The 21,016-nt window shown below is 36.1% G+C and carries 22 protein-coding genes and 4 pseudogenes; 7 read left to right on the plus strand and 19 right to left on the minus strand.

Annotation, left to right across the window (positions count from 1 at the left end; genetic code table 11):
* Positions 1-130: 130 nt before the first annotated feature.
* On the plus strand, positions 131-973 hold the full coding sequence (locus tag JOE23_RS12955; protein ID WP_239585413.1) for an ATP-binding cassette domain-containing protein: 843 nt from the start codon (positions 131-133) through the stop codon (positions 971-973).
* 16 nt (positions 974-989) lie between these two features.
* Here the strand turns inward: JOE23_RS12955 and JOE23_RS12960 are convergent, their stop codons facing one another.
* The 3 genes from JOE23_RS12960 to JOE23_RS12970 all read right to left on the minus strand — a co-directional run bounded on the left by JOE23_RS12960 (position 990) and on the right by JOE23_RS12970 (position 2,257).
* Complete coding sequence (locus JOE23_RS12960; RefSeq protein ID WP_204438978.1) at positions 990-1,466, minus strand: SH3 domain-containing protein; 477 nt, start codon at positions 1,464-1,466, stop codon at positions 990-992.
* Positions 1,467-1,695: 229 nt separating this feature from the next.
* Positions 1,696-1,917 carry a spore germination protein gene (locus JOE23_RS12965; RefSeq protein WP_204438979.1) on the minus strand — a complete coding sequence of 74 codons (222 nt, stop codon included), beginning with the start codon at positions 1,915-1,917 and terminating at the stop codon, positions 1,696-1,698.
* Between the two features lie 112 nt (positions 1,918-2,029).
* Positions 2,030-2,257 (minus strand): spore germination protein, encoded by a 228-nt coding sequence (locus tag JOE23_RS12970; RefSeq protein WP_204438980.1) that lies wholly within the window; start codon positions 2,255-2,257, stop codon positions 2,030-2,032.
* A gap of 160 nt (positions 2,258-2,417) precedes the next feature.
* On the opposite strand from JOE23_RS12970, the gene JOE23_RS12975 reads away from it, so the two are divergent.
* The 5 genes from JOE23_RS12975 (at position 2,418) to cbiQ (ending at position 5,665) form a co-directional block, all read left to right on the plus strand.
* Positions 2,418-2,711 (plus strand): hypothetical protein, encoded by a 294-nt coding sequence (locus tag JOE23_RS12975; RefSeq protein WP_204438981.1) that lies wholly within the window; start codon positions 2,418-2,420, stop codon positions 2,709-2,711.
* 302 nt (positions 2,712-3,013) lie between these two features.
* Positions 3,014-3,631, plus strand: coding sequence for a CbiM family transporter (locus JOE23_RS12980; RefSeq protein ID WP_204438982.1), 618 nt, complete (start codon positions 3,014-3,016; stop codon positions 3,629-3,631).
* A 1-nt stretch (position 3,632) separates the two neighbouring features.
* Positions 3,633-4,115: a hypothetical protein gene (locus JOE23_RS12985; RefSeq protein WP_204438983.1), complete on the plus strand. Its 483-nt coding sequence runs from the start codon at positions 3,633-3,635 to the stop codon at positions 4,113-4,115.
* Complete coding sequence (locus JOE23_RS12990) at positions 4,096-4,932, plus strand: DUF4198 domain-containing protein (RefSeq protein WP_204438985.1); 837 nt, start codon at positions 4,096-4,098, stop codon at positions 4,930-4,932. Before JOE23_RS12985 ends, JOE23_RS12990 begins: the two co-directional genes overlap by 20 nt.
* A gap of 7 nt (positions 4,933-4,939) precedes the next feature.
* Positions 4,940-5,665 (plus strand): cobalt ECF transporter T component CbiQ, encoded by a 726-nt coding sequence (gene cbiQ, locus JOE23_RS12995; protein WP_204438987.1) that lies wholly within the window; start codon positions 4,940-4,942, stop codon positions 5,663-5,665.
* A 189-nt stretch (positions 5,666-5,854) separates the two neighbouring features.
* Here the strand turns inward: cbiQ and JOE23_RS13000 are convergent.
* From JOE23_RS13000 to JOE23_RS13065, 14 genes and pseudogenes are all read right to left on the minus strand, one after another.
* A pseudogene (locus JOE23_RS13000) lies at positions 5,855-6,361 on the minus strand (IMP dehydrogenase); the annotation flags it as partial.
* Positions 6,362-6,625: 264 nt separating this feature from the next.
* The gene (locus tag JOE23_RS13005; RefSeq protein ID WP_204438990.1) at positions 6,626-8,074 is read right to left on the minus strand and encodes a 6-phospho-beta-glucosidase; all 1,449 of its coding nucleotides are present in this window, start codon (positions 8,072-8,074) and stop codon (positions 6,626-6,628) included.
* Complete coding sequence (locus tag JOE23_RS13010; protein WP_204438992.1) at positions 8,067-9,965, minus strand: beta-glucoside-specific PTS transporter subunit IIABC; 1,899 nt, start codon at positions 9,963-9,965, stop codon at positions 8,067-8,069. The genes JOE23_RS13005 and JOE23_RS13010 overlap by 8 nt, the downstream gene beginning before the upstream one ends.
* A 150-nt stretch (positions 9,966-10,115) precedes the next feature.
* Entirely contained in the window at positions 10,116-10,949 is an 834-nt protein-coding gene (gene licT / locus JOE23_RS13015; RefSeq protein WP_204438996.1) for a BglG family transcription antiterminator LicT, read from the minus strand.
* 341 nt (positions 10,950-11,290) lie between these two features.
* Positions 11,291-11,605 (minus strand): annotated as a pseudogene (locus JOE23_RS13020) (sialate O-acetylesterase); the annotation flags it as partial.
* Positions 11,606-11,804: 199 nt separating this feature from the next.
* Positions 11,805-11,942: a GntR family transcriptional regulator gene (locus tag JOE23_RS13025; protein WP_204438997.1), complete on the minus strand. Its 138-nt coding sequence runs from the start codon at positions 11,940-11,942 to the stop codon at positions 11,805-11,807.
* A gap of 133 nt (positions 11,943-12,075) precedes the next feature.
* Positions 12,076-12,432 carry a YxeA family protein gene (locus JOE23_RS13030; protein ID WP_204438999.1) on the minus strand — a complete coding sequence of 119 codons (357 nt, stop codon included), beginning with the start codon at positions 12,430-12,432 and terminating at the stop codon, positions 12,076-12,078.
* Between the two features lie 25 nt (positions 12,433-12,457).
* Positions 12,458-14,329, minus strand: coding sequence for an ABC transporter permease (locus JOE23_RS13035; protein ID WP_204439000.1), 1,872 nt, complete (start codon positions 14,327-14,329; stop codon positions 12,458-12,460).
* Complete coding sequence (locus JOE23_RS13040) at positions 14,304-15,077, minus strand: ABC transporter ATP-binding protein (protein ID WP_204439001.1); 774 nt, start codon at positions 15,075-15,077, stop codon at positions 14,304-14,306. Before JOE23_RS13040 ends, JOE23_RS13035 begins: the two co-directional genes overlap by 26 nt.
* Before the next feature lie 303 nt (positions 15,078-15,380).
* The gene (locus JOE23_RS13045) at positions 15,381-15,545 is read right to left on the minus strand and encodes a helix-turn-helix domain-containing protein (RefSeq protein ID WP_204439002.1); all 165 of its coding nucleotides are present in this window, start codon (positions 15,543-15,545) and stop codon (positions 15,381-15,383) included.
* A gap of 129 nt (positions 15,546-15,674) precedes the next feature.
* Positions 15,675-16,673 (minus strand): sensor histidine kinase, encoded by a 999-nt coding sequence (locus tag JOE23_RS13050; RefSeq protein ID WP_204439003.1) that lies wholly within the window; start codon positions 16,671-16,673, stop codon positions 15,675-15,677.
* Positions 16,670-17,371, minus strand: a complete 702-nt coding sequence (locus JOE23_RS13055; protein ID WP_204439004.1) for a response regulator — start codon at positions 17,369-17,371, stop codon at positions 16,670-16,672. The genes JOE23_RS13050 and JOE23_RS13055 overlap by 4 nt, the downstream gene beginning before the upstream one ends.
* A 524-nt stretch (positions 17,372-17,895) precedes the next feature.
* Positions 17,896-18,093, minus strand: a pseudogene (locus tag JOE23_RS13060) (IS256 family transposase); the annotation flags it as partial.
* A gap of 80 nt (positions 18,094-18,173) precedes the next feature.
* Entirely contained in the window at positions 18,174-18,344 is a 171-nt protein-coding gene (locus JOE23_RS13065) for a hypothetical protein (protein ID WP_204439006.1), read from the minus strand.
* Between the two features lie 46 nt (positions 18,345-18,390).
* Here JOE23_RS13065 and JOE23_RS13070 point away from each other — a divergent pair.
* A pseudogene (locus tag JOE23_RS13070) lies at positions 18,391-18,710 on the plus strand (tyrosine-type recombinase/integrase); the annotation flags it as partial.
* Positions 18,711-19,244: 534 nt separating this feature from the next.
* Here JOE23_RS13070 and JOE23_RS13075 read toward each other — a convergent pair.
* Positions 19,245-20,216: an aldo/keto reductase gene (locus JOE23_RS13075; protein WP_204439007.1), complete on the minus strand. Its 972-nt coding sequence runs from the start codon at positions 20,214-20,216 to the stop codon at positions 19,245-19,247.
* Positions 20,191-20,655, minus strand: coding sequence for a MerR family transcriptional regulator (locus JOE23_RS13080; RefSeq protein ID WP_204439008.1), 465 nt, complete (start codon positions 20,653-20,655; stop codon positions 20,191-20,193). The genes JOE23_RS13075 and JOE23_RS13080 overlap by 26 nt, the downstream gene beginning before the upstream one ends.
* Positions 20,656-21,016: the final 361 nt, after the last annotated feature.

Below are 21,016 nucleotides of genomic sequence, written 5' to 3' on the forward strand. Positions count from 1 at the left end.
TATAACCCCTCTCAATTGATTTGCTCTACTCTCTATTTTGAGGTGAGGTTTTACGAACGGTTAGCTGTGATAAACTTATATGAAAGGCGTCCTCAAAATATGGACGCCTTTCATATAAGCTAGCTGGGAGATGAAAAACGTGTATGCCATCGAACTATCCGATGTGACTTATTGTTATGAAAATGGTGTAGCGGCTCTTAAAGACCTAAGCTTAACGATTCCAATCGGGGCGAAAGTAGCACTATTAGGACCAAACGGGGCGGGTAAATCTACCTTTTTACATCATTTAAACGGATTAAAGTTGCCTGATCATGGTGAGATTAGCATTATGGGACAATCACTTACCCGAAAAAGTGCAAAAGCGATTCGAAAAAAAGTCGGATTAGTATTTCAAGATCCTGATGATCAAGTCTTTTCTGCGACAGTCTGGGACGATGTTACTTTTGGTCCGCGAAACTTACAACTTGATCAAGGGGAAATAGAGGCTGTCTGCCATGCAGCCTTGGGTAATGTTGGCATGCTAGAATATAAAGATACACCACCCTATCAATTAAGCTATGGAGAGAAGAAGAGAGTCGCCATTGCTGGTATTTTAGCAATGAGACCTGACATAATCATTCTCGATGAGCCCATGGCATTTTTAGATCCTGTTGGCCAAGATCAAATAGCTGGTCTGCTTCAGGGCTTAAATTATATGGGTAAAACAATTTTATTATCGACGCATGATGTGAATTTCGCCGCCTCTTGGGCTGATATCGTTATTTTACTCACAGAAGGAAAATTATTAGCCATTGGAGGAACTGACTTATTGATAAATGAAGCCTACATAAAAAAAGCCAAATTACATCTCCCCATTATCGCAAGAACGTTTAAAATGATCCCAAATCTTAATGACAAATTACCGATTAATGAACAGGAGGCCTATCGGTTTTTATTTAAATACTTAAAGGGTAACGAGAAATATATTTATTAAAAACAGATAGCCAAGCTCATGATTCATCATCATTAGTAACGATGTCTTCTGCCTGATGTTGTTTCATCTGGTTATTGGCCACTTGCTCAGCATTAATATCGTTTAAAAAAACAGCTTCATTATCATCTAAGAATTTTTGCAATTCTTCTGCATCACTTAACGCACTTAAACCAACCAGTAAAGAGCCTGATAAATTTTCTACATTTAAATCTTGAATCTTATTTGTAATATTTTCTACATTAATGGTCTTTTTGTTAGCAAGTTCATCTTTCAACTGCTTATTATCTTCTTTTAAAGCATTGATTTCTTGATAAATTTTATTTAGGTGGGCTAATAAGGTTTGATACCCTACTTCATTCGCATGCGTATTCTTTCCTTGACTCGGGTGTGAAGATAATTGCCCGATTGGATGATAAGAAGGTAAACCCTTGGCGCCATAAATCAATTGAGGGTTCTTATAATATGGATGATCATTATACCATTTATAATACATAGGGCCACCTCTTTTTAACTATTTTTTGTACATAGCATTAATTTCAATAGGCTTAATCATTTTCTTCTATTTCCTCTTCTTGATAGTGTTCTTTAGGTAGTCTCATGAGTTGAGACCTATTATGAGCAAAAAAAATTTTACCAATATTCATCGAACCTAATGTACTAATTGAACTCACATTGATGTTCCTTATATTAATTTTAAAATCCATAGCTGACAGCCTTTCTGCTTAGATTTGTTGTTGAGACTGATCAACGATGTCAGGGTCATAGGCATAATTTTTATTATTAAATTGTAAGGGACTATCAATGGCATCACCAGAATGCAAATAACCCACATTCATTTTAACGTTTGATTGATGTTTCGTGTGCCATACATTCCCAAAATTAACCGAGCCATTGTTCATAATTGTATTAATTCGGATACCAAAAATATTATTTGTATGGCTCATTCTATTGCCTCCTTGTTTTCCACTTACCTCTTATTCAATCAAATATCTTCCATTTTATGATCTATAATTAGCAAGAGAAAAGTACTCCTGCTAATTATGGTACTGAGATCGATCATATTTGGGCTTGTGGTTGATCAAGGACATCTGGATCGTTTGAAATGTTAGAGTTATTAAACTGTAACGGACTGAAATTAGCATCACCTGGTTGCCAGTAGCCAACATTTAATTTCATGTTTGATTGATGACCTTTTTGCGCTGAATTACCATAGTTCATCGCGGAGTTATTGGCAGCACTATTTATTCGAATGGCAAAAATGTTGTTAATATGAGTTGGAATCATATACATCACCCTAGTCATAGATTTAACCATACAGCATTTTATTCGTTATCCAATGATTTGTGCATCCCCTTCAGCCATTCAAATTGTCTAATTGTTAATAGCAAATTAGAGTAGCTTGAATACACTTATAAAGAAGTGATTATCGTAAGGAGGAAAACAAATGCATTATTATTCTGCATATACGCCGCATCATCCGACATTTCCTTATCCATATCCTATGGTGCCACAACAAGGCAATTGGAGAACAGCTGATGATACTCAAAATGCTAGGCAACAGCGCTCGCTTTCAAAGGGAAATATTTGTGCTTATGTTCCAGAAGATAGCGTTGCTTATCAGAAATTAAAAATTATGCATTATCCATCAGAAGATTATAAAAGGACACACCCAAAAGGGTGGTTACACACCTCTGTTAGTGAACAGCGGCTTGAATCTTATCGATCATTTTATCAATAAGTTGAAAATTTATATTCTATAGTAACGAGTAGGCGAGGACTTATCTTAAATTAAGTCCTCGCCTACGATTTTTAATAAAGGTCATCAGGCAGGTCTATTACCAAAAAAGCGACTTTAAGCCCTTTAGTACATCTATCTACCTGTAGCTAACCACTTTTTATCAAGTGATTGTTCATTCGTTAAATTTTTATAATAAGATTCATATTTTGCCTTTTTCTTTAATATAGTTAGTTAGCTCGGCTTTTTAATTTCTTTAAGATGACACATTAAAAATCGACTATTTACAAGAATGGGGGTTTTTTATGCATGTTGCCGATGGTGTATTAAGTCTCCCTGTTGCTATCACGACAACAATTGGGGCTGTTGGAATCTTTGTTTATGCATTAAAAGGGACCAAAGAAGAAGAAATCCCTAAAATTAGTCTATTAGCTGGTGGCTTTTTTGTAGCATCATTAATCAACATACCAATTGGACCCACATCGATCCATCCATTATTAGGCGGCTTTATCGGTTTAATATTAGGCAGGCGCGCACCATTAGCTATTTTGGTTGCTTTACTCTTACAAGCCCTATTGTTTCAACATGGAGGCATCACCACATTTGGGGCAAATACGTTATTAATGTCCATCCCAGCATTGCTCGTTCACTATATGTTTATCAACAGGAAATCACTAACACTATTTTGGAAAGGTATGATGTCTGGTAGCCTCGCTGTTTTAATTGGAGTGGGTTTACTTTGCTTGCTTTTAATAAGTACTAGTTCTTATTACCATGACCAAGCCTTTTCTGTTATTCAACTCGTATGGATGGCATATCTCCCTCTGGCATTGATTGAAGGGGTGCTGACCGGTTTTGCGATCAAACATCTTTCACTAATTAGACCACAGCTTGTTAAGCATTTAATGAAAGAGGAGAAATAAGATGGGAACTATTAAAAAAACAACTTATATTATTGTCGTCATTTCCTTCTTTATAAGTGGCTTTCTTTATAACATGGAAACAATCAAAGCCCATCGTTTAATGATAGAAATAGAAAAAAAAGGACAACTTGGTGTTTACTTTGATGATGGAACGACGGCAAGCGATGCAACAGTATCAGCCTTTGATGAATCTGGACAACTAATCTTTGAAGAGCAGGTAGACAAAAACGGGCAATTAACTTATGACCCCGCGCTCACTATTCACCGTTTCATTGCTGAAGATAACTTCGGTCACCGTGCCTCAACCATGGAAAAGGATACACATATAGTAAAAGAAATCCCTGCTTTTATCCGGATCATGATTGGTATTTCTTGCTTCACTTTTATCGCCACATTCTTTAGTTTTCGACATCAATATAAAGAAGCCAAAGAAAAAAACAATGAAAAAAGAGGAGAGACTAACAATGAAAAAAGTTTTAATTAGTTTGTTTGTATTTGCTATTTTTTTTCTGATAACAACGCCTACCTTATTTGCGCATGAGTTATTTATTCAAGTCAAAGAACTTTCTGACAGTCAAGAACTAAGAGTCGATATTAAATGGGGACATATTCGAGATAATGTAAGTGAATCAGAGCCCGAAGATTATCGATTATATGTGCGTTATCCAGATGGGAATCAGGATCAGCTGGATCTTGAAGCTGCCGGTGTTTACGCAAGAGCGATCGTGCCGATCCAAGATCAGGGTGAATATATCTTTTGGGCAGAACGTGCTTTAGGTACATATTCACCCGATGATCAAGATTTCACACAATTAAGCAGTCATATGGCCAAAACCGTGCACATTGTTGGTGATGGAGAGGCCCATGCCGATTCACCTGTTGGCTTAGCTTTAGAAATCGTGCCAACCACTGATTTATCAAGCTTGTCTTCTGGAAAATTAGAGGGGATCGTCGAGCTTGATAAGCATGCTATAGAGGAAGCAACCATAATGGCCTATGGACCAGAAGACGAAGTGATAGAAGAAGTAACCGATCAAAATGGTAACTTTACTATTGAACTAGATTCAGCAGGCGAATGGTTAATTAAAGCTAATGTCGTGTTAGAAGAAGCAGGAGTGCTTGATGAGGACGACTATGACCGCATCAGTCACACCTCAACATTACTTTTAGACATCAATGAAGATGAACAGATCGACACTAGCATTTGGGCTTTAATTGGCATGCTTATTGTAGGTTTATTGATTGGCTCAACCATCACCCTTGTCGCTGTCAAAAGAAACTTAAATTCATCTACTGATTAATCAAACAATGCTCATTAAAGCGAACAAAAGGAGTTCCGTTCCAGATTGGGCAACACGCTGGGAATCTCGTTCTAAATTAATCGCTGCAATCAGTTATACATTTACCGCGATAAGTTTAACACATATCGTTTCCATCTTCATTGCTTATTTACTTGCATTAACCACACTGTTTTTAATGAACATCCCTATAAAGCTACTACTTCAAAGGTATTTAATTATCAGTCCCTTTCTCTTATTAATGACTGTACCGTTGTTTTGGTCGTTCCAACACCAACAATCGATATTTGCGTTAATACTTTTATTAAAAGCTTTTACATCGATGACGGTCTTGACAATTATTTTAGAAACGCAGACGCTCGATCAATTAATGAGTGGTTTATTAGGATTCCATATTCCACCAACACTAATCACCATCTTAGTCTTATCTTATCGGTATGTTTTTCTGCTTCTCGATGATGTTCAGCGGATGTTAACAGCAATTAAATCGCGCTTGTTCCATGGCGGGATTCGCTTCAAAAGCTTAAAGATTTATGGTCAATTAATGGCCGCACTTCTCGTTAAGGCGTTTGAACGCTCTGAACATATGTATGAAGCTATGACAGCACGTGGCTTCACTGGATCTTTGCCGATTACTTCCACAGCGATAATAACAAAGCAAGATGGCTTGAAAACAGTAATCTCTATCCTTATTATTGCAGCTCTAATCATCATTGATAAAAGGGTAAACTTGTAAGTAACGTAAAACATTAAAGGACTGTCCATTTGGAGAGTCCTTCTTTATATGATTAAATGAAAGACAAATCACCGATTTTTCAATAAAACGGAACTTGACGATGGCCTATCAACGATTGAGTAAAGAGTTGGTGACACTAACTCAGACACCTTGTTTAACTTGCATTTACCGTGAAGTCGTTCTCACATACTACTCTCCTGGATATTTATTCTCTTTAACTATGACATCATGCGCCCCACCTTCAACTAAACTAGTAGATGATATAAGGGTGATTCTTGCTTTATTCTGGAACTCTGATATGATCGAACTTCCACAGGTACACATTGTTGATTTAATTTTACTTAAAGTATTATTAAGGTTTTCGCGCAGTCCACCTGCGTATGGGACATAAGAGTCTACACCTTCTTCAAATGCTAGTGACTTTGATCCTCCCATATCATAACGTTGCCAGTTTCTAGCTCTGGTAGAACCTTCAGCCCAATATCCTTTCACATAATTATTTCCAATTTTCAATTTTTGAGTGGGACTTTCATCAAATCGGGCAAAGTACCGCCCCATCATCACAAAATCTGCTCCCATAGCTAACGCCAGCGTAATATGATAGTCATGAACGATCCCACCGTCCGAACAAATAGGAATATAGGTTCCCGTTTTATTGAAGTAGTCATTCCTTGCAGCTACGACATCTATCAACGCAACTAATTTCATAGTCGTTAAGACACACTCAAACCTCTCTTCTGACAGAAGCTGAGGTTAGCTTAGAGCAAATTATGTAGCGATTAGGGCACAGTCATGATAAAACGAAACTAACCATCAGTGAGCGTTCTCGTTCTTCGCCCACCGATGGTTAGTTGAATGGATCAGGACACTAGCGTCCGTTAGCTCCCATCTAAATAGATTTGCCCTACTCTCTATTCTGAGGTGGATGTTTGACGGACGGTTATCTGTGATAAAAATTGATTACAATTCTTCTCCATTTGTTGCTATCACTTTCTGATACCAGCCAAAGCTTTTCTTTTTCCATCTATTTAAAGTACCTTTGCCATCATTATCTTTATCGACATAGATAAAACCATAACGTTTCTTCATTTCTCCTGTTGATGCACTCACTATATCAATACACCCCCATGGCGTGTATCCTATGAGTTCTACACCATCATATACGGCTTCCTTCATTTGCTCGATATGACCTTTAAGATATTCTATTCTGTAATCATCGTTTATTGTGCCATCCTTTTCCACTACATCAACCGCACCTAAGCCATTTTCAACAACCATCATTGGGATTTTATAACGATCATAAACATGATTAAGTACATATCGTAGCCCTTCAGGATCGATTTGCCATCCCCAATCAGTAGCCTTTAAATAAGGGTTTTTAAACCCACCAAATACATTACCTTGTGTTTCATCACCCTCGGGACGCGTCCCAACTACATGAGACTTATAATAACTGAACGTATAGAAGTCCACGCAGCCATTTTTTAGTGTTTCTTGATCTGCTTCAGCCGTTTCAATTTTAATGTTGTTCTCCTCAAAATAACGTTTAGTGAAAGCTGGATACTCCCCACGAACATGGACATCGCCACAAATCATATTATTAATTTGGTCATGCTTTTGAGCTTTGACAATGTCTTTAGGATTACATGTGCTTGCATAACCCAAGCTGTAATTAATCATACACCCAACCTTAAAGTTAGGATTTATTTTATGAGCCAAGTCGACTGCTTTTGCACTAGCAACCAATTGATGGTGCAAGGCCTGGAATCGCATTTGGGAACTATCAATAGTTGTATTATTAAAAGCCCCACTGTCATCTATTAATAATGCCCCAGCTAAAAATGCTCCAGCAGGAACCATTAAACTATTAATTTCATTAAAAGTAATCCAATACTTGACTACATCCTTATAACGTGTGAAAAGTGTATTGCAATATTTCACATAATGGTCAATGACCTCTCTAGATACCCAGCCATTATATTTTTCAGTTAAAGCAAACGGTGCTTCATAGTGAGAAATCGTTACAACAGGTTCAATATTATATTTTTTCAATTCTGAAAAGACGTTGTCATAGAATTGAAGGCCTTCTTCATTTGCTACACGATCATCAGCATTAGGAAAAATCCTTGACCAAGCGATCGACATTCTAAAGCATTTAAAGCCCATTTCAGCAAATAATTTAATATCTTCTTTATAATGATGATAAAAATCAACAGCTTCATGGGAAGGATAATAGACACCTTCTTCAATATGTTTAGTAATTCGTCTTGGGTTCGTATGCGTTCCCCCAGTCATTACATCTGCTGTACTTGCCTTTTTTCCTCCCACATCCCAAGCGCCCTCATATTGGTTCGCTGCAGTGGCTCCTCCCCACATAAAATCAACAGGTAATATATCTTTTTTATTCATTATCTTGTCCCCTCTCAGACATATACTGATCGAATACAATCGTTAATAGAATTTCATTAGTATCAATGGTTTCCCTTTCCGTAGTTAAAACATCCAAATAATTATTTGTATTCGTCACAATTATTGGGGTAATTAAATCATAGCCTTCATTTTGAATGCCATCCATATCAAATTCTATTAATAAATCACCCTCATTTACTTGATCGCCACTTTCCACTGTTGACTTAAAATAATTTCCATTTAGTTTAACAGTGTCCATACCTATATGAATTAGCAGTTCAACACCGTCTTCGGATGTTATTCCTATCGCATGTAGAGTAGGAAATATAGTAGTTATTTCACCTTTTACAGGAGAAACTAAACGACCTTCTGTAGGAAGAATCGCCATACCTTTTCCTAAAACGCCACTTGAAAAAGTTTCATCCTTAACTTCATTTAATTGAACAACGTCACCTTTTAATGGTGATTTTACGACACTATTTTTAACTCGTGATTGATAAGCATTCTCTTCTTGATTGTTTTCATTTTTCACTAGAGGATCTTCTTGGTCTACATCCTTAAATTTCAAAATAAATACCATTGCAAAAGCTACTAAAAAGCCGATTGCACAACCAATAATAGCATGCATTAAATTATAAGGATTTTCTGTAATAAAAGCTGGCAAAGTAGCTAGCCCCGTTATACCCATTGCAGATCGTGCAACACCAAAGAAACCAACATAAAGTCCACCGGCTGCACCTGCAACAATAATAGCAATTAACGCCTTCTTAAATCTTAGTGCAACCCCGAATAGCGCAGGTTCTGTAACACCAAGTACAGCTGTCATACTCGCAGAACCTGCAACTTGTTTAACCTGCTTGTTCTTTGATAATAAAGCAACTGCTAATGCCGCTCCACCTTGAGCAAGACTGTGGATTAACATACCGGGTCCTATAATAGGTTCTAATCCCGTTGTTGTGTAAGCTGTGATCGCAATAGGACCCAAGCTATAATGCATACCTGTCATAATCAAGAAAGGAAATGTCGCTCCAACAATACCGGATACTAACCACCCCATATTCGTATTAACAAAACCTACAAATTCTGCAACATAATTACCTATTATTGCTCCTAGTGGGCCAATAGCCGTTAAAGTTAATGGTGCCATAATTAAAATAATCAACAAGGGCTTCAATATTGTTTTTAATACATTTGGAGATACCCTATCAGCAAATTTCTCTACATAGGACATGACCCAAACAGCTAAAATAATTGGAATAACGGAAGAGCTGTAGGTCGCTTTAGTAACCGGAATCCCTAAAAGTGTAATCGCTTCTTCACTACTCAACATTGCTGAAAAAGTAGGATGTAATAATATACCAGCTAGTGCAATCGCTAAGCCTACATTTACTTTAAATTTCACTGCAGCACTCCAAGCTAATAGCATAGGCAGAAAATAATAAGCTGAATCACCAATAAATGTTAAAAAAACGAATATTTCAGATTCACTGGATATTAAAGAAGTGACATCTAAAATAACAAGCAATGCCTTAATCATTGCACAACCTATCATAGCTGGTAAAATAGGCGTGAAAATACCGGATAGTGTATCTAAAATGCGAGAAATACCTTTCTTTTTATTTGAGTCATCAGCGGTATTGAGTTTAAAATTACCCAACTTTACGAGTTCATCATGGACATTGTTTACATTACTTCCAATAATAATTTGATACTGCCCTCCACTTTTGGCGGTACCTAAAACACCTTGCACCTTCTTAATCGCATGTGTGTCTACTTTTGAATCGTCTTTCAAGTTAAAGCGTAACCTTGTTGCACAATGTGTGACATGCGAAATGTTTTTTTCCCCACCCACATGATTTAAAATTTCAGCAGCTATTGTTTGATATTCCATATAAATTCCCTCCCGTATAAAATAATAAAAAAAAGACCTAGGGTCTCGGGATGCAAAGCTGAGAGCGTGTCGCTTTACATTTCGGGACCCTAGGTCATGCCTGCTTAATCAGTAACATTCCTAGTTCTTATCTAATATTTAATTGTATAGTTAAATGGTAACGCGTCTTATATGAACAGATAAATAAATAAGGTCATCATCGGTTAGTTCTCTTTCATAATCTTTTCTTACTTGTTCTTTGATTTTTAAACTACATTCGTATTCCTCTTTATACTTTGTTTTAATTAATTCTTGGAAATCGATATCACTATTCTCTATTGGTATGTTGGAAGTGCTAAACAAGCGATAAGCAAAAAATTTCAAGTGCGTTATAAATCTAACATAATGTAAAGAATCTTCATCTAAATCGACTTTAAAATGATACCTAACTATTTTTAAAATCTTTTGAATAAACTGCGTTATCTTAACAGTCCCTTCCATGTCATAACCTAGCTCTGCATTGATAATATGAAGTGCAATTGCTCCTGCTTCATCCTCTTTCAAATTAACATTAAATTCTCTATTAATAATATCCAAAGCTTTTAGAGCAACCTTATATTCCGAAGCATAAAACTTTTTTATTTCCCACAATAAACCATTTTTAAATTCTTCACCATTTCTGTATCGGGTTACCGCAAAACTAATATGATCAGTTAATGTAATATATATATTATCATTCAAATCTGCTTTAAGTTCTGATTTAGCAGTCTGTATAATACTCTCTGAAACACTCATATACTCCATTGGAATTTGAGCAAGTAATGCATATAGTTTCCCGGCAACATTTTTTGATTTTAAATAGAATTCTTTTTCTACTTTTTCTAAATCTACTGGGTCCCCTTTTTTCTTTTGAAAACCTATTCCATTTCCTAAGAGTATGAGTTCCTGACGTCGGGGATTTACAGCGCAAATGACATTATTGTTTATTACTCTAATAATTTTCAAGTGGTCTCCCCTCCTTTTAAATTAACTTTCCCAAACACAAAAAGACCTATTCCCATGTAACGTTAACTATATAGTTAAACGTTTACATAAGAATAAGGTCATGCCTGCTACCAGTAACATTCCTTTTTTATTTCTAATATTCAGTATATGTATATGATATAATGAGACTTCCTATATGTCAACAACATATTTATCACAGATAACCGTTCGTCAAACGCCCGTCTTAAAAATAGAGAGTAGAGTTCACCTATTCACAGAAAATAACTCTCCCTTTTTGCTCTACCAATAGAAAAAGGCCTGTAGTCGATGAAGCAGGCTCATTTCTTTAAAACAAACCTGCTTATTAAGAGCTTCTCATAATATACTTTGTAGTTATCATTATTACTATCACTTTCTCCTTGATGCCATAGTATTCCAGTTAACTCACTAATTTGCATAGCAAATTTAGCTTCAGTTATTGCATGTCTAAAAAGCACTCCATCTACAGACCACTCACCCAAAGAACTTCCACCTTCAGCACAAGGAATTAAACCCATACTATCTTCTTGATTTTGGCGACTCCATTCATCTGCAAATGAGCCTGCTAAACTTATCCCCGAAACTGGACAATCATAATTAATAGGCTCAGTCTTATAAAGCCTGCTTATCAATAATATTTGTACTAAGCAGGCTTTACTTTTTAATAATGAATTAAATCCAATCTGCTTCACCCAACCATTCCAGTATATCCTTACTTGATAATGCCATTTGTAATACTCTTAAAAACTGTGGTTTTAACTCATGTTCTATTTTCTTTCCTATTTGAAAAATATTAATAGATGCGACATAATAACCTTTTCCTTTTATAGAATATAACTATCCTTGATTTTCAAGTTCATAGTATGATCTTTGTACAGTATTCGGGCTAATCATATTACTTAAAATTTGCACTTTTATTTTTTCGGTTAACTGCTCGTATTTTGGATTTCTATTTTGTTTATCTAATTTAAACATATAACCTCTCCATCATCTTAATTATTGGGATGGTTATTTTCTCTTAATATAGTTACAAAATATTCTTTTACTCATTTCAGATACTCAAACTTATAATTTCGAACTTTAAACAGATGGTGGCAAATCTATTTGGTCAATCACTGTTTAACTGTTCTTTTACTCTATCTGGTAGTTCTTCAACCTGTATTTCTTCCCACTTTTCTACATAAGACCCTTTTGTAGTAACTATTAAAAAGGCATTTTCTTTTAATACTCTTGCTGAACTAAATGTTACTTCCTTTTTATCACCGTCTTCAGTATAGCCAATTAAAGTATATTCATATCTGCGAGCATCAATGGGTTCTTCATTGATTTGTACATATACCTCTTCTTTAGGTACAAAAGGGTTGATAAGATCTCTTTCTACTTCTGGAACAAGCGTAAAAAAACCAACTAATATGACAACTAAAGCAAGTACAATTCCTACAGTTATTTTCACTACTTTTTTCAATATTTATCTCTCCCTTAATTTTTAATTAGCGATATACATATTCTTTTAAATTTTTGATGTAACTAGAACGAATGACAATAAAGTATAGAAGCTGTAATCCCAAGAATCCTAAAATGGTAATAACTCCTGATTGAAATACGTTAGAAAATCCTCCCTCCCTTTGTAACACCTGTAAGGCGAAACCTGTTTCAACAATAGCCAACAAAAATGGTAGGAAAAAGAGGATTGCCATTTGAATGTTTGCGTTTTTAACCATTTCCTTTTCACTCAATCCGATTTTAGCTAGTGATTTATATTTTTTTCTTTCCTCATATAAATCCGTAAACAACCTGAAATACAAGAAACTCCCAGCAGCCAAAAAAAAGATGATGCCAATAAATAAACCAATAAACAGACTTAAACTTGGTAATTGAACAGTCTGATAATATTCGATGGCCTTTGAAGAGTACCTAGCATCTGGGTTATATGTTTCACCAACGATATGATCATGTATCGTTTGACTTATATCTAAGTTCTCTTTTGAATTAGCAAATTGAAAAGCATAAAAGGTTACTAACTCATTACCTTGCTTCAATAGATTAAAGGTATTCTCATCAACAACTAACACATCATGAAGAGAAAGGAGTGGCTGTTCAATTGATTGCAACTTTATCGACATTTGTTGGTTATTTAATTGTAAGTCTGTCGTATTATCTTGGAGTACTGTATATCCTTCTCGTTCTGTTTGCCCAAAGTAAACCCCTTTTCCTTCCTCAAGTTTAGAAGTTTTTAATTCAGGTAATATCTTAATCCCATCTTTGTATGAAAGAACTAAAACAGGATAATTCGATGATCCTTGACCAGTTTCAATCACTTTAAATTTAGATTGCTCGTAATCTATATTTTTTTGTTCAAACTGTTGTTGAATATATGTCAGTTGTTCATTTTCATCCTTGTTACTAGAATAGGATAGAAACTCCATTTCATATAATGAATCTTCAGTGGTAAACATTGATTTATAAGTGGCTAAAGTCCCTGTTGCCGTAAAGGCCACAGCAGAAACAATACTTACGATGAAAAATAAACGAGCATTATCTTTGACTCGATACATTAAATCAGAAATCCAAAGTAGATTTGTACCTTTTCTATAAAATTTCTTATTTCGTTTCAACAGTTTCAGTACCCAGACACTTAACTGGCTATAAAACAAGTAGGTCCCTATTACTGTACAAACAGTAATAATAACTGCACTACCAATATCAATACCTGCAAATAAAGCCAAGCCAAACCCTCCACCTAAGAACAGCATTCCTAGTATAGAAAAAGGTATAGAAGGCTTTGGTTCTCTTTTTGGTTTGACCGATCCCTTCAGTAAAGAAACTACTTCTTCTGAATGGATAATAAAGAGTGTAAATTGAGAAATAAGCACAAACAGAGGTAGAAATACCCCAATTGTTATTCCTAGTGCTTTCAAGGGGAAATATAGTTCAAGTGGTTCCATTTCGACTATATATGACCCTGCAGTAAAGAACAGTTTAGCAAGCACTGTTCCACCAATGATTCCTGTAACGATAGAAGCAAGCCCGATGAATACATTCTCCAGTGTGATTAGTAGGCGAAGTTGTTTAGGTGATGCCCCTTGAATTGTAAGGATTCCAAATTCCCTTTTCCGTGTTTTTAAAAAGGCACTTACAGAATAAAGGACAAATAAGATTGAAAATACAAAAATGACCCATTCTGCAAATACCATGCCTTTTTTGGCAATGTTATTCATATAACCTGTTTCTAATGCAGGATGAAAGATGAACATCGCAAACATAAAGAAAATCATAACAGCGAACGAACTGCTTAAATAAAAGGCTAGATATGCCCGCAAATTACGCGTTATATTTTTATAAGCGAACTGTGGAAAGGTCATCCGAATCTCCTCCTAGCATTGATAGAACATCTAAAATCTGTTGAAAAAATACCTTTTGATTCATTCCTTTATATACTTCGTTGTACAATTTACCATCTTTAATGAAAATAACTCGATCACAATAGCTTGCAGCAGATGGATCATGGGTAACCATTAACATCGTTGTTTTATCTTTTTCGTTAATCATTTGTAAAGTCTGCATCACGTCTTTCGATGATTTAGAATCTAAGTTTCCCGTTGGTTCGTCGGCTAACAACAAGGAAGGCTGATGAATGATTGCTCTAGCGATTGCAGTACGTTGTTTCTGACCGCCTGATACTTCATATGTTCGTTTATTTAAGATTGAATCAATACCTAGCTTTTGAGTGATAGCCTGTACTTTCTTGTCAATTCCACCTGAATCTACTCTTTCTAGTGTCAAAGGCAGCATAATATTTTCTTCCAATGTTAATGTGTCTAATAAGTTAAAGTCCTGAAAAACAAATCCTAGTTCTTTCCGTCGAAATTCTGCAAGTTTCCCTTTTTTTAATTTATGAGGCTCTTCCCCGTTAACAATGACCTGTCCCGATGTCGGTCTATCAATTGTGGAGATTAGATTTAATAGTGTTGTTTTTCCCGATCCAGACGGCCCCATTACACCAATAAATTCTCCCTTTTCCACATTAAACGTAATATTTGTTAAAGCTTGGAAGGTCGCTTTTCCATCATAAATTTTATTTAAATCTTGTACTTGTAATACATCTGCCATTATATTGCCTCCTACATATTTGACTGTATATTTATTATATAAGGAATATAAAAATACAAGAATAGAATTACCTTAAATCAACCTTACACTTTAGTAAGGAAAAGACATAAAAGAACCTTACCCCTTCATTAGTTGGGTAAGGTATGACTTTCTTTAAAGGCCTTACGATAGGGTTGTACAAACTCTTTTAATATCGTACTACCGCGCCTGTATAGCCTCGTTGTTTAATCTCCAGGATAAGCTTCTCACAATTAAACACGTGATCTTCTTTTACGCGCTTAATGAAGTATTCTTTGTAGGGATCTAGCTTCGATCCCTTTTCACACGCTTCTGTACATGGTTTTTCTCTCGTTCACTTAACGCTTTCACAGTATGTCTATGCATCCCCAACATCTCTACGATATCAGTATGTGACATACCTCGTTCCAAGAATTCTTTCACTCTTCGTCGCTCTTCCTCCAACTTCATAAATCAAATCTCCTCCTCTTAGGATTCAATCTAATTATGAAGTTTGTCGAAATTTATGGCGACGATTTTGTATGTTTTTAGCCGGCTATATTGTCCATTTTAAAAACGACTCTTTCATTTCCCTTTATGCTAGTGTTTATTCGATGAAACATATTCCTTAAAATATATTTTAAAGGTTGTACTTTGTCCTATTTCTGATTGTAGTTCTATTTCATGCTGGAGCTTACCCATAATTTCTTTTACTAAATAAAGCCCCATTCCCGTTGACTCGTGATACAATCTACCATTTACTCCTGTAAAATAAGGTTCAAAAACCCTTCTGATATCTTGTGAAGGAATTCCAACACCGAAGTCTTTAATTTCTAATAAGATGCACTCTTCTTGTTTCTCAATTTTGATATTTAATGTATCACTTTTGTTAGCGGAATATTTAACGGCGTTTGAAATAATTTGACCTATAACAAATTGCAGCCACTTCTTATCAGAATACACGCACAATTTATCTTTTGGGAAGTACTTTCTAGGGAAAATTTTGTATTGAATAAACAATCTTTTATTTTCCATTATAATTTCATTCATAAAGTTTTGAAGAGGGATCTTTTCAATAGAATAGTCTTTTTCAAACATAGATAGTCGTGATGAGTATAGCACAGTTTTTAATCCATCTTCTAATCGATATAACTCTTTTCGAATTGCCTGAAATAACGCTTCATCATTATCTTGAATCATTAAATGGATGACAGATAAGGGCGTTTTCATTTGATGTACCCATTGATTTGTAAATGTTACTCTTTCATTTAAATCTTTCTTAACCTGTTGCAGATTATTTTCATATAGTTCGGTGAGTACAGATTGCCTTTCATAAATGGATTCAGCTAGTACGCTTTTTCCCAATTGTGTTACATATAATTCGTCATCATTAGACTTTTGTAACCATCGGTAAAGTTTTATATCCTGTATCCATCGATAAATTAGATAAATTCCTATAGTTATTACTTGAATCATAAAGACATAAAACAAATGATCCAATTCTTGAAATCCTAAAAACCAGTAGTAAACAAATACAAATATTCCCTGTATGGTGGTAACAAAAATAAGGGACAAATGTGAACGAAGAAATAACTTCATTCTACTTCCTCCCATGTACATCTCATCCTATAACCTGCCCCACGAACTGTTTCAATAGCATCTTTGATTCCAATATCAGAAAGTCTTTTCCTTACCCGTGTGATATAAACGTTTAACGTATTTTCATCAATAAACATATCCGTATTCCACATTTTTCCAATTAAACGATCTCTACTTGTTATCTTTTCTCCACGTTCTAATAATACTTCTAATAATAATGATTCCTTTTTTGAAACCTCTGTTGACTTCAATTGAAATCGAAGTTCCATTCGCTCTTGTAAAAATGTTAAACCATGAAAATTAATCATCCGCTCACCTTGACTGGATGCATATTCGCCATATGCTCGTCTTAGATGACTCTTGACTTTAGCAATTACCACATCATATTCAAAAGGTTTTGTAATGTAGTCATCCCCTCCGTTTTCTAGGGCCATAATTTGATCCATTGTACCCTCTCGTGCAGATATAAAGATAATCGGGCATGTAGAACGTTGGCGAATCTGTCTGCACCAATAAAAGCCGTCAAATGATGGTAAATTTATATCTAGTAATACTAAATCAGGTTCTTTCTCAAGAAATTTGCCTAAGATATCATTGAATTGTTCTAAAGTAATTACTTCGTACCCGAATTTTTCTATATGTTTAGCTAAAGGTATACAGAGTTTATCATTATCCTCAACTATCATGATTTTTTTCATGGATATTATCCCTTCTCAGCTTATTTATGTAATGGGAGAGAAGTAAGACTCCTCTCAAAACTAATAGTTTATTGCATTTTAACTCATTTGGTCATTTAATTCGATTACTACCCGCTTACCATCTACAAGTACCTCAATAATGCAAATAATTATATTGAAAACCTTTATCATATATCATCGCTCCTTTATTTCTAACAACTATTGATTTTATTGTAAAAAATAATGGAGGTCGTAACCATCGAATTTTATTAAATAGATATTACATTTTTGTAAGATACGGTAAAACTTTATCTAATATAATAAGTGTTGCCTAATCAACAACGGATTAGGTTATATGTTGATTCTGCTTTTTGACATCTTATTATTGTTTAGTCATATATATAAAAGCATTCTTTTACGAGAATGCTTTTATACTGCAAAGAAAAATACTTTCCTTTTGCTCACATCTTTTTATAGGCAAACCCTAAACTTACATTATTATCAAAAAACTTAATACAACTTCGCTTAAAAAAGATACACTATTGTTTGTTTCTTTTTCTCCCTTTATCATTGGATTCATAGCCCAAATGATGATTCGTTTCACCTTTTAACATCGATTCAAACATCGGCCCGAATATGTCCTTTAATGCATGTTGCATATCTTCTACAGACTTTGGTTGATACTGTTCAATAATCTTGTTAGCTAATTCTACGGAGTCAGGATCTCTTTTAGGTTTGCCCATTTCAAACACTCCTTTAGCTTTATGTTTTTATTCTACCAAATAAAAAACTGTGTGAGTAAGAAACCGTATGCATTTCTTACTTACACAGTTAATATTACACTCCCCGCTTTGATTGAACTTTTTTTTACATATTTGTTAACTTGATCTTCCCATTCCCATCCATCTTCTTTTACTTTTCTTTCTGCTTCTTCTTCAGACAAGTCAGCATATTTTTCATTATAAATAACGTACTTTTTGAAAGGTACTTTCAATTTGTTTTTATAATTCTTTTCAGTTCATTCACTCCCTTGGTATTGGTTTTATCACGATAATAATTTTATTTTTGCAACTAATGAAGGTTATCCAAAAACATTAAAGTCTATCTCTAATAGGTTGCAACGTTTGCTTAAGAAAACTAAGATTAAAAAACATATAACACCACATTCGTTTAGGCATACTCACACCTCTTTACTGATTGAAGCTAACGTACACATTAAAGAGATACAAGAACGACTAGGACATAGTGATATTAATACTACAATGGACATATACGCTCATACGACAAAGAACATTAAAAAAGAGGCCTCAATAAGTTTAGCAGCTTAATGAAAGACCTCTCTATTAATATTAACAAGTGAAACATGAACAAAAGCATGAACAAGGATGAACACTTATAAACATTGTTTTATCATCGTTTATAAGTAATTTTTGCATCATGCCGCCCATACTGTGAATAGACGAAATAAATAAAAATAGGTGTTGAATATGCCTATATTACCAGTGTTTCCACTTTAAGGTGTTAAGTTATTGTTATATAAGATATCAATATTAATGAACGATATCCAGTCAATAAATAACACGTTCGGATGTTCATCAGTGCAATGGAACGGAAAATATCTTTTATGAAGATCCAGATATCTTATTTATGATTGACGACGCTTTCAATAGTTGAGTCGTAGGAACTAACGTAGCTAAAATTGCCATCATTGTTGGAGTCCCGTTAGCGAGCTTACATTGTACTTAATATCCTAACGTCTTTAACTAGATAGAGCCTGAAGCGATTCTGATTCGACCTGTAAAACGAGCGTTCATGGCTTGTCGACCTCCTGAGACAATATCCAATTGCAACTGGTCCACGGAGCCCGTGAACCATTGCTTCTTCTGATTATAGTCTAGCCGTTGAGCAGCGTCATCTGTTCATTCATATAACGCTTGCCGTGAACGACATTCTTTGGGCTGACCTGATCGATTCGTTCGAGGTCCTCCTTCATGAGAAGGATATCAGCCGCAGCAGCATTTTCCTCCAGATACTTGATACGCTTCGTACCCGGGATCGGTAGCGCGCCGTTGGCAATCGTCCAGGCAATGGCCAGTTGGGATGGTGTACAGTTCTTCTCCACCGCGATCTCCTTAATCTTGTCGACAACCTTAATGTTCTTCCGGAAGTTGTCTCCTTGGAACCGCGGCATCCATCTGCGAAGATCGTCAGCGGCCAGATCCTCGAAAGTGCGAAGCTCGCCGGAGATAAAGCCCCTACTCAGTGGACTGTAGGCCACATGGGTAATCCCCAGCTCTCTTACGGTAGGGAGTATCTCCTCTTCGATGTCACGGCTCCAGAGCGAATACTCACTCTCTAGCACGGAGATAGGATACACGGCATGAGCGCGGCGAATGGTGGAAGCGGAAGCCTCGGACAGGCCGAGCGCCCGAACTTTGCCTGCCTTGACCAATTCTGCCATCGCTCCGACCGTCTCCTCTATCGGGATTTGCGGATCGACGCGGTGTTGGTAGTATAGGTCGATGTAATCCGTATTCAAACGGCGAAGGCTATCCTCCACTACTTTCTTAACGTAATCAGGATGGCCACTGATGCTCTCGTAATTTGGGGTGTACGAGAACTTGGTGGCGATTATGGCTTGCTCGCGGCGGCCTTGAAGAGCACGGCCGAGCAGCTTTTCGTTATGTCCGTTCCCGTACACGTCCGCGGTATCGAACATCGTGACGCCAATGTCCAAAGCGTGATGTATCGTTTGGATCGACTGTTCGTCGTTAGTCTCCCCGTAAATGCCTGGAGACATCCCCATAATTCCCAGTCCGATCGAAGAGACGCGGATATTGCTATTGCCTAAAATTCTTTGTTTCATTTGTTAATCCCTCATTTCGTGTTTGTTGTCGCTCTGACTCCTCCATCTTGACTAACAACTGGCTCTCGGAAGGAGTTTTCCCTTTCGCGATTTCTTCGTATATCGACAGTTTGTTATTGACGGCGTCGAGCGCTGTGGTCAATTCATTCTGGCGGCGAAATAAATCTTCCTTGTACTGATTCAAGATCGCTTTGCGCTGTGGAATAGTGGAATCACCATCGAGCGCAAGATCCACCATCTCCTTCAGCAACGACAGCTTCATCCCTGTCGCCCGAAAACATGTCATCACCCGGAGCCAATCTAGGTGATCTTGTTCGAACAGTCGATTCCCGTTCTTATCTCTCTTAATGTAAGGGAGCAATCCCTCCTTCTCATAAAAACGAATCGTATGAGCCGGGCAACCAAGCCGCTCTGAAGCTTCTTTGATCGTGAATGCCATTGGCCAGATCCCTCCTTGTCAGTTATTTTCAGACATAATCAGCTGGTTCTTCCTTATCTTAAACCTTAAAGTACACTTTAAGGCAAGTATTATTTTGAGTGACAGCTGTTAGCGTATGAACTACTGGTTATCATTATAATGCCTATCATTGACCCTATTTAATTGGGCGCTGTGATAACTGGAGCTATATATAGAGGAAACATCAGTCACTAACACCGTTTTTACTGAAATTGATAACTCCCCCCCTTAAGCCGGCTTAAGGGGGGTGGTATGTCAACACCAAATTAAACAGTATTTTTAAGGGCTAAGTTTCTATAACTTACCGGACTTTTGTAGCCAAGGGCGCTGTGAGACCGGATGT

The sequence above is a fragment of the Amphibacillus cookii genome (assembly GCF_016908375.1).
GTDB classification, from domain to species: Bacteria; Bacillota; Bacilli; order Bacillales; family Amphibacillaceae; genus Amphibacillus_C; species Amphibacillus_C cookii.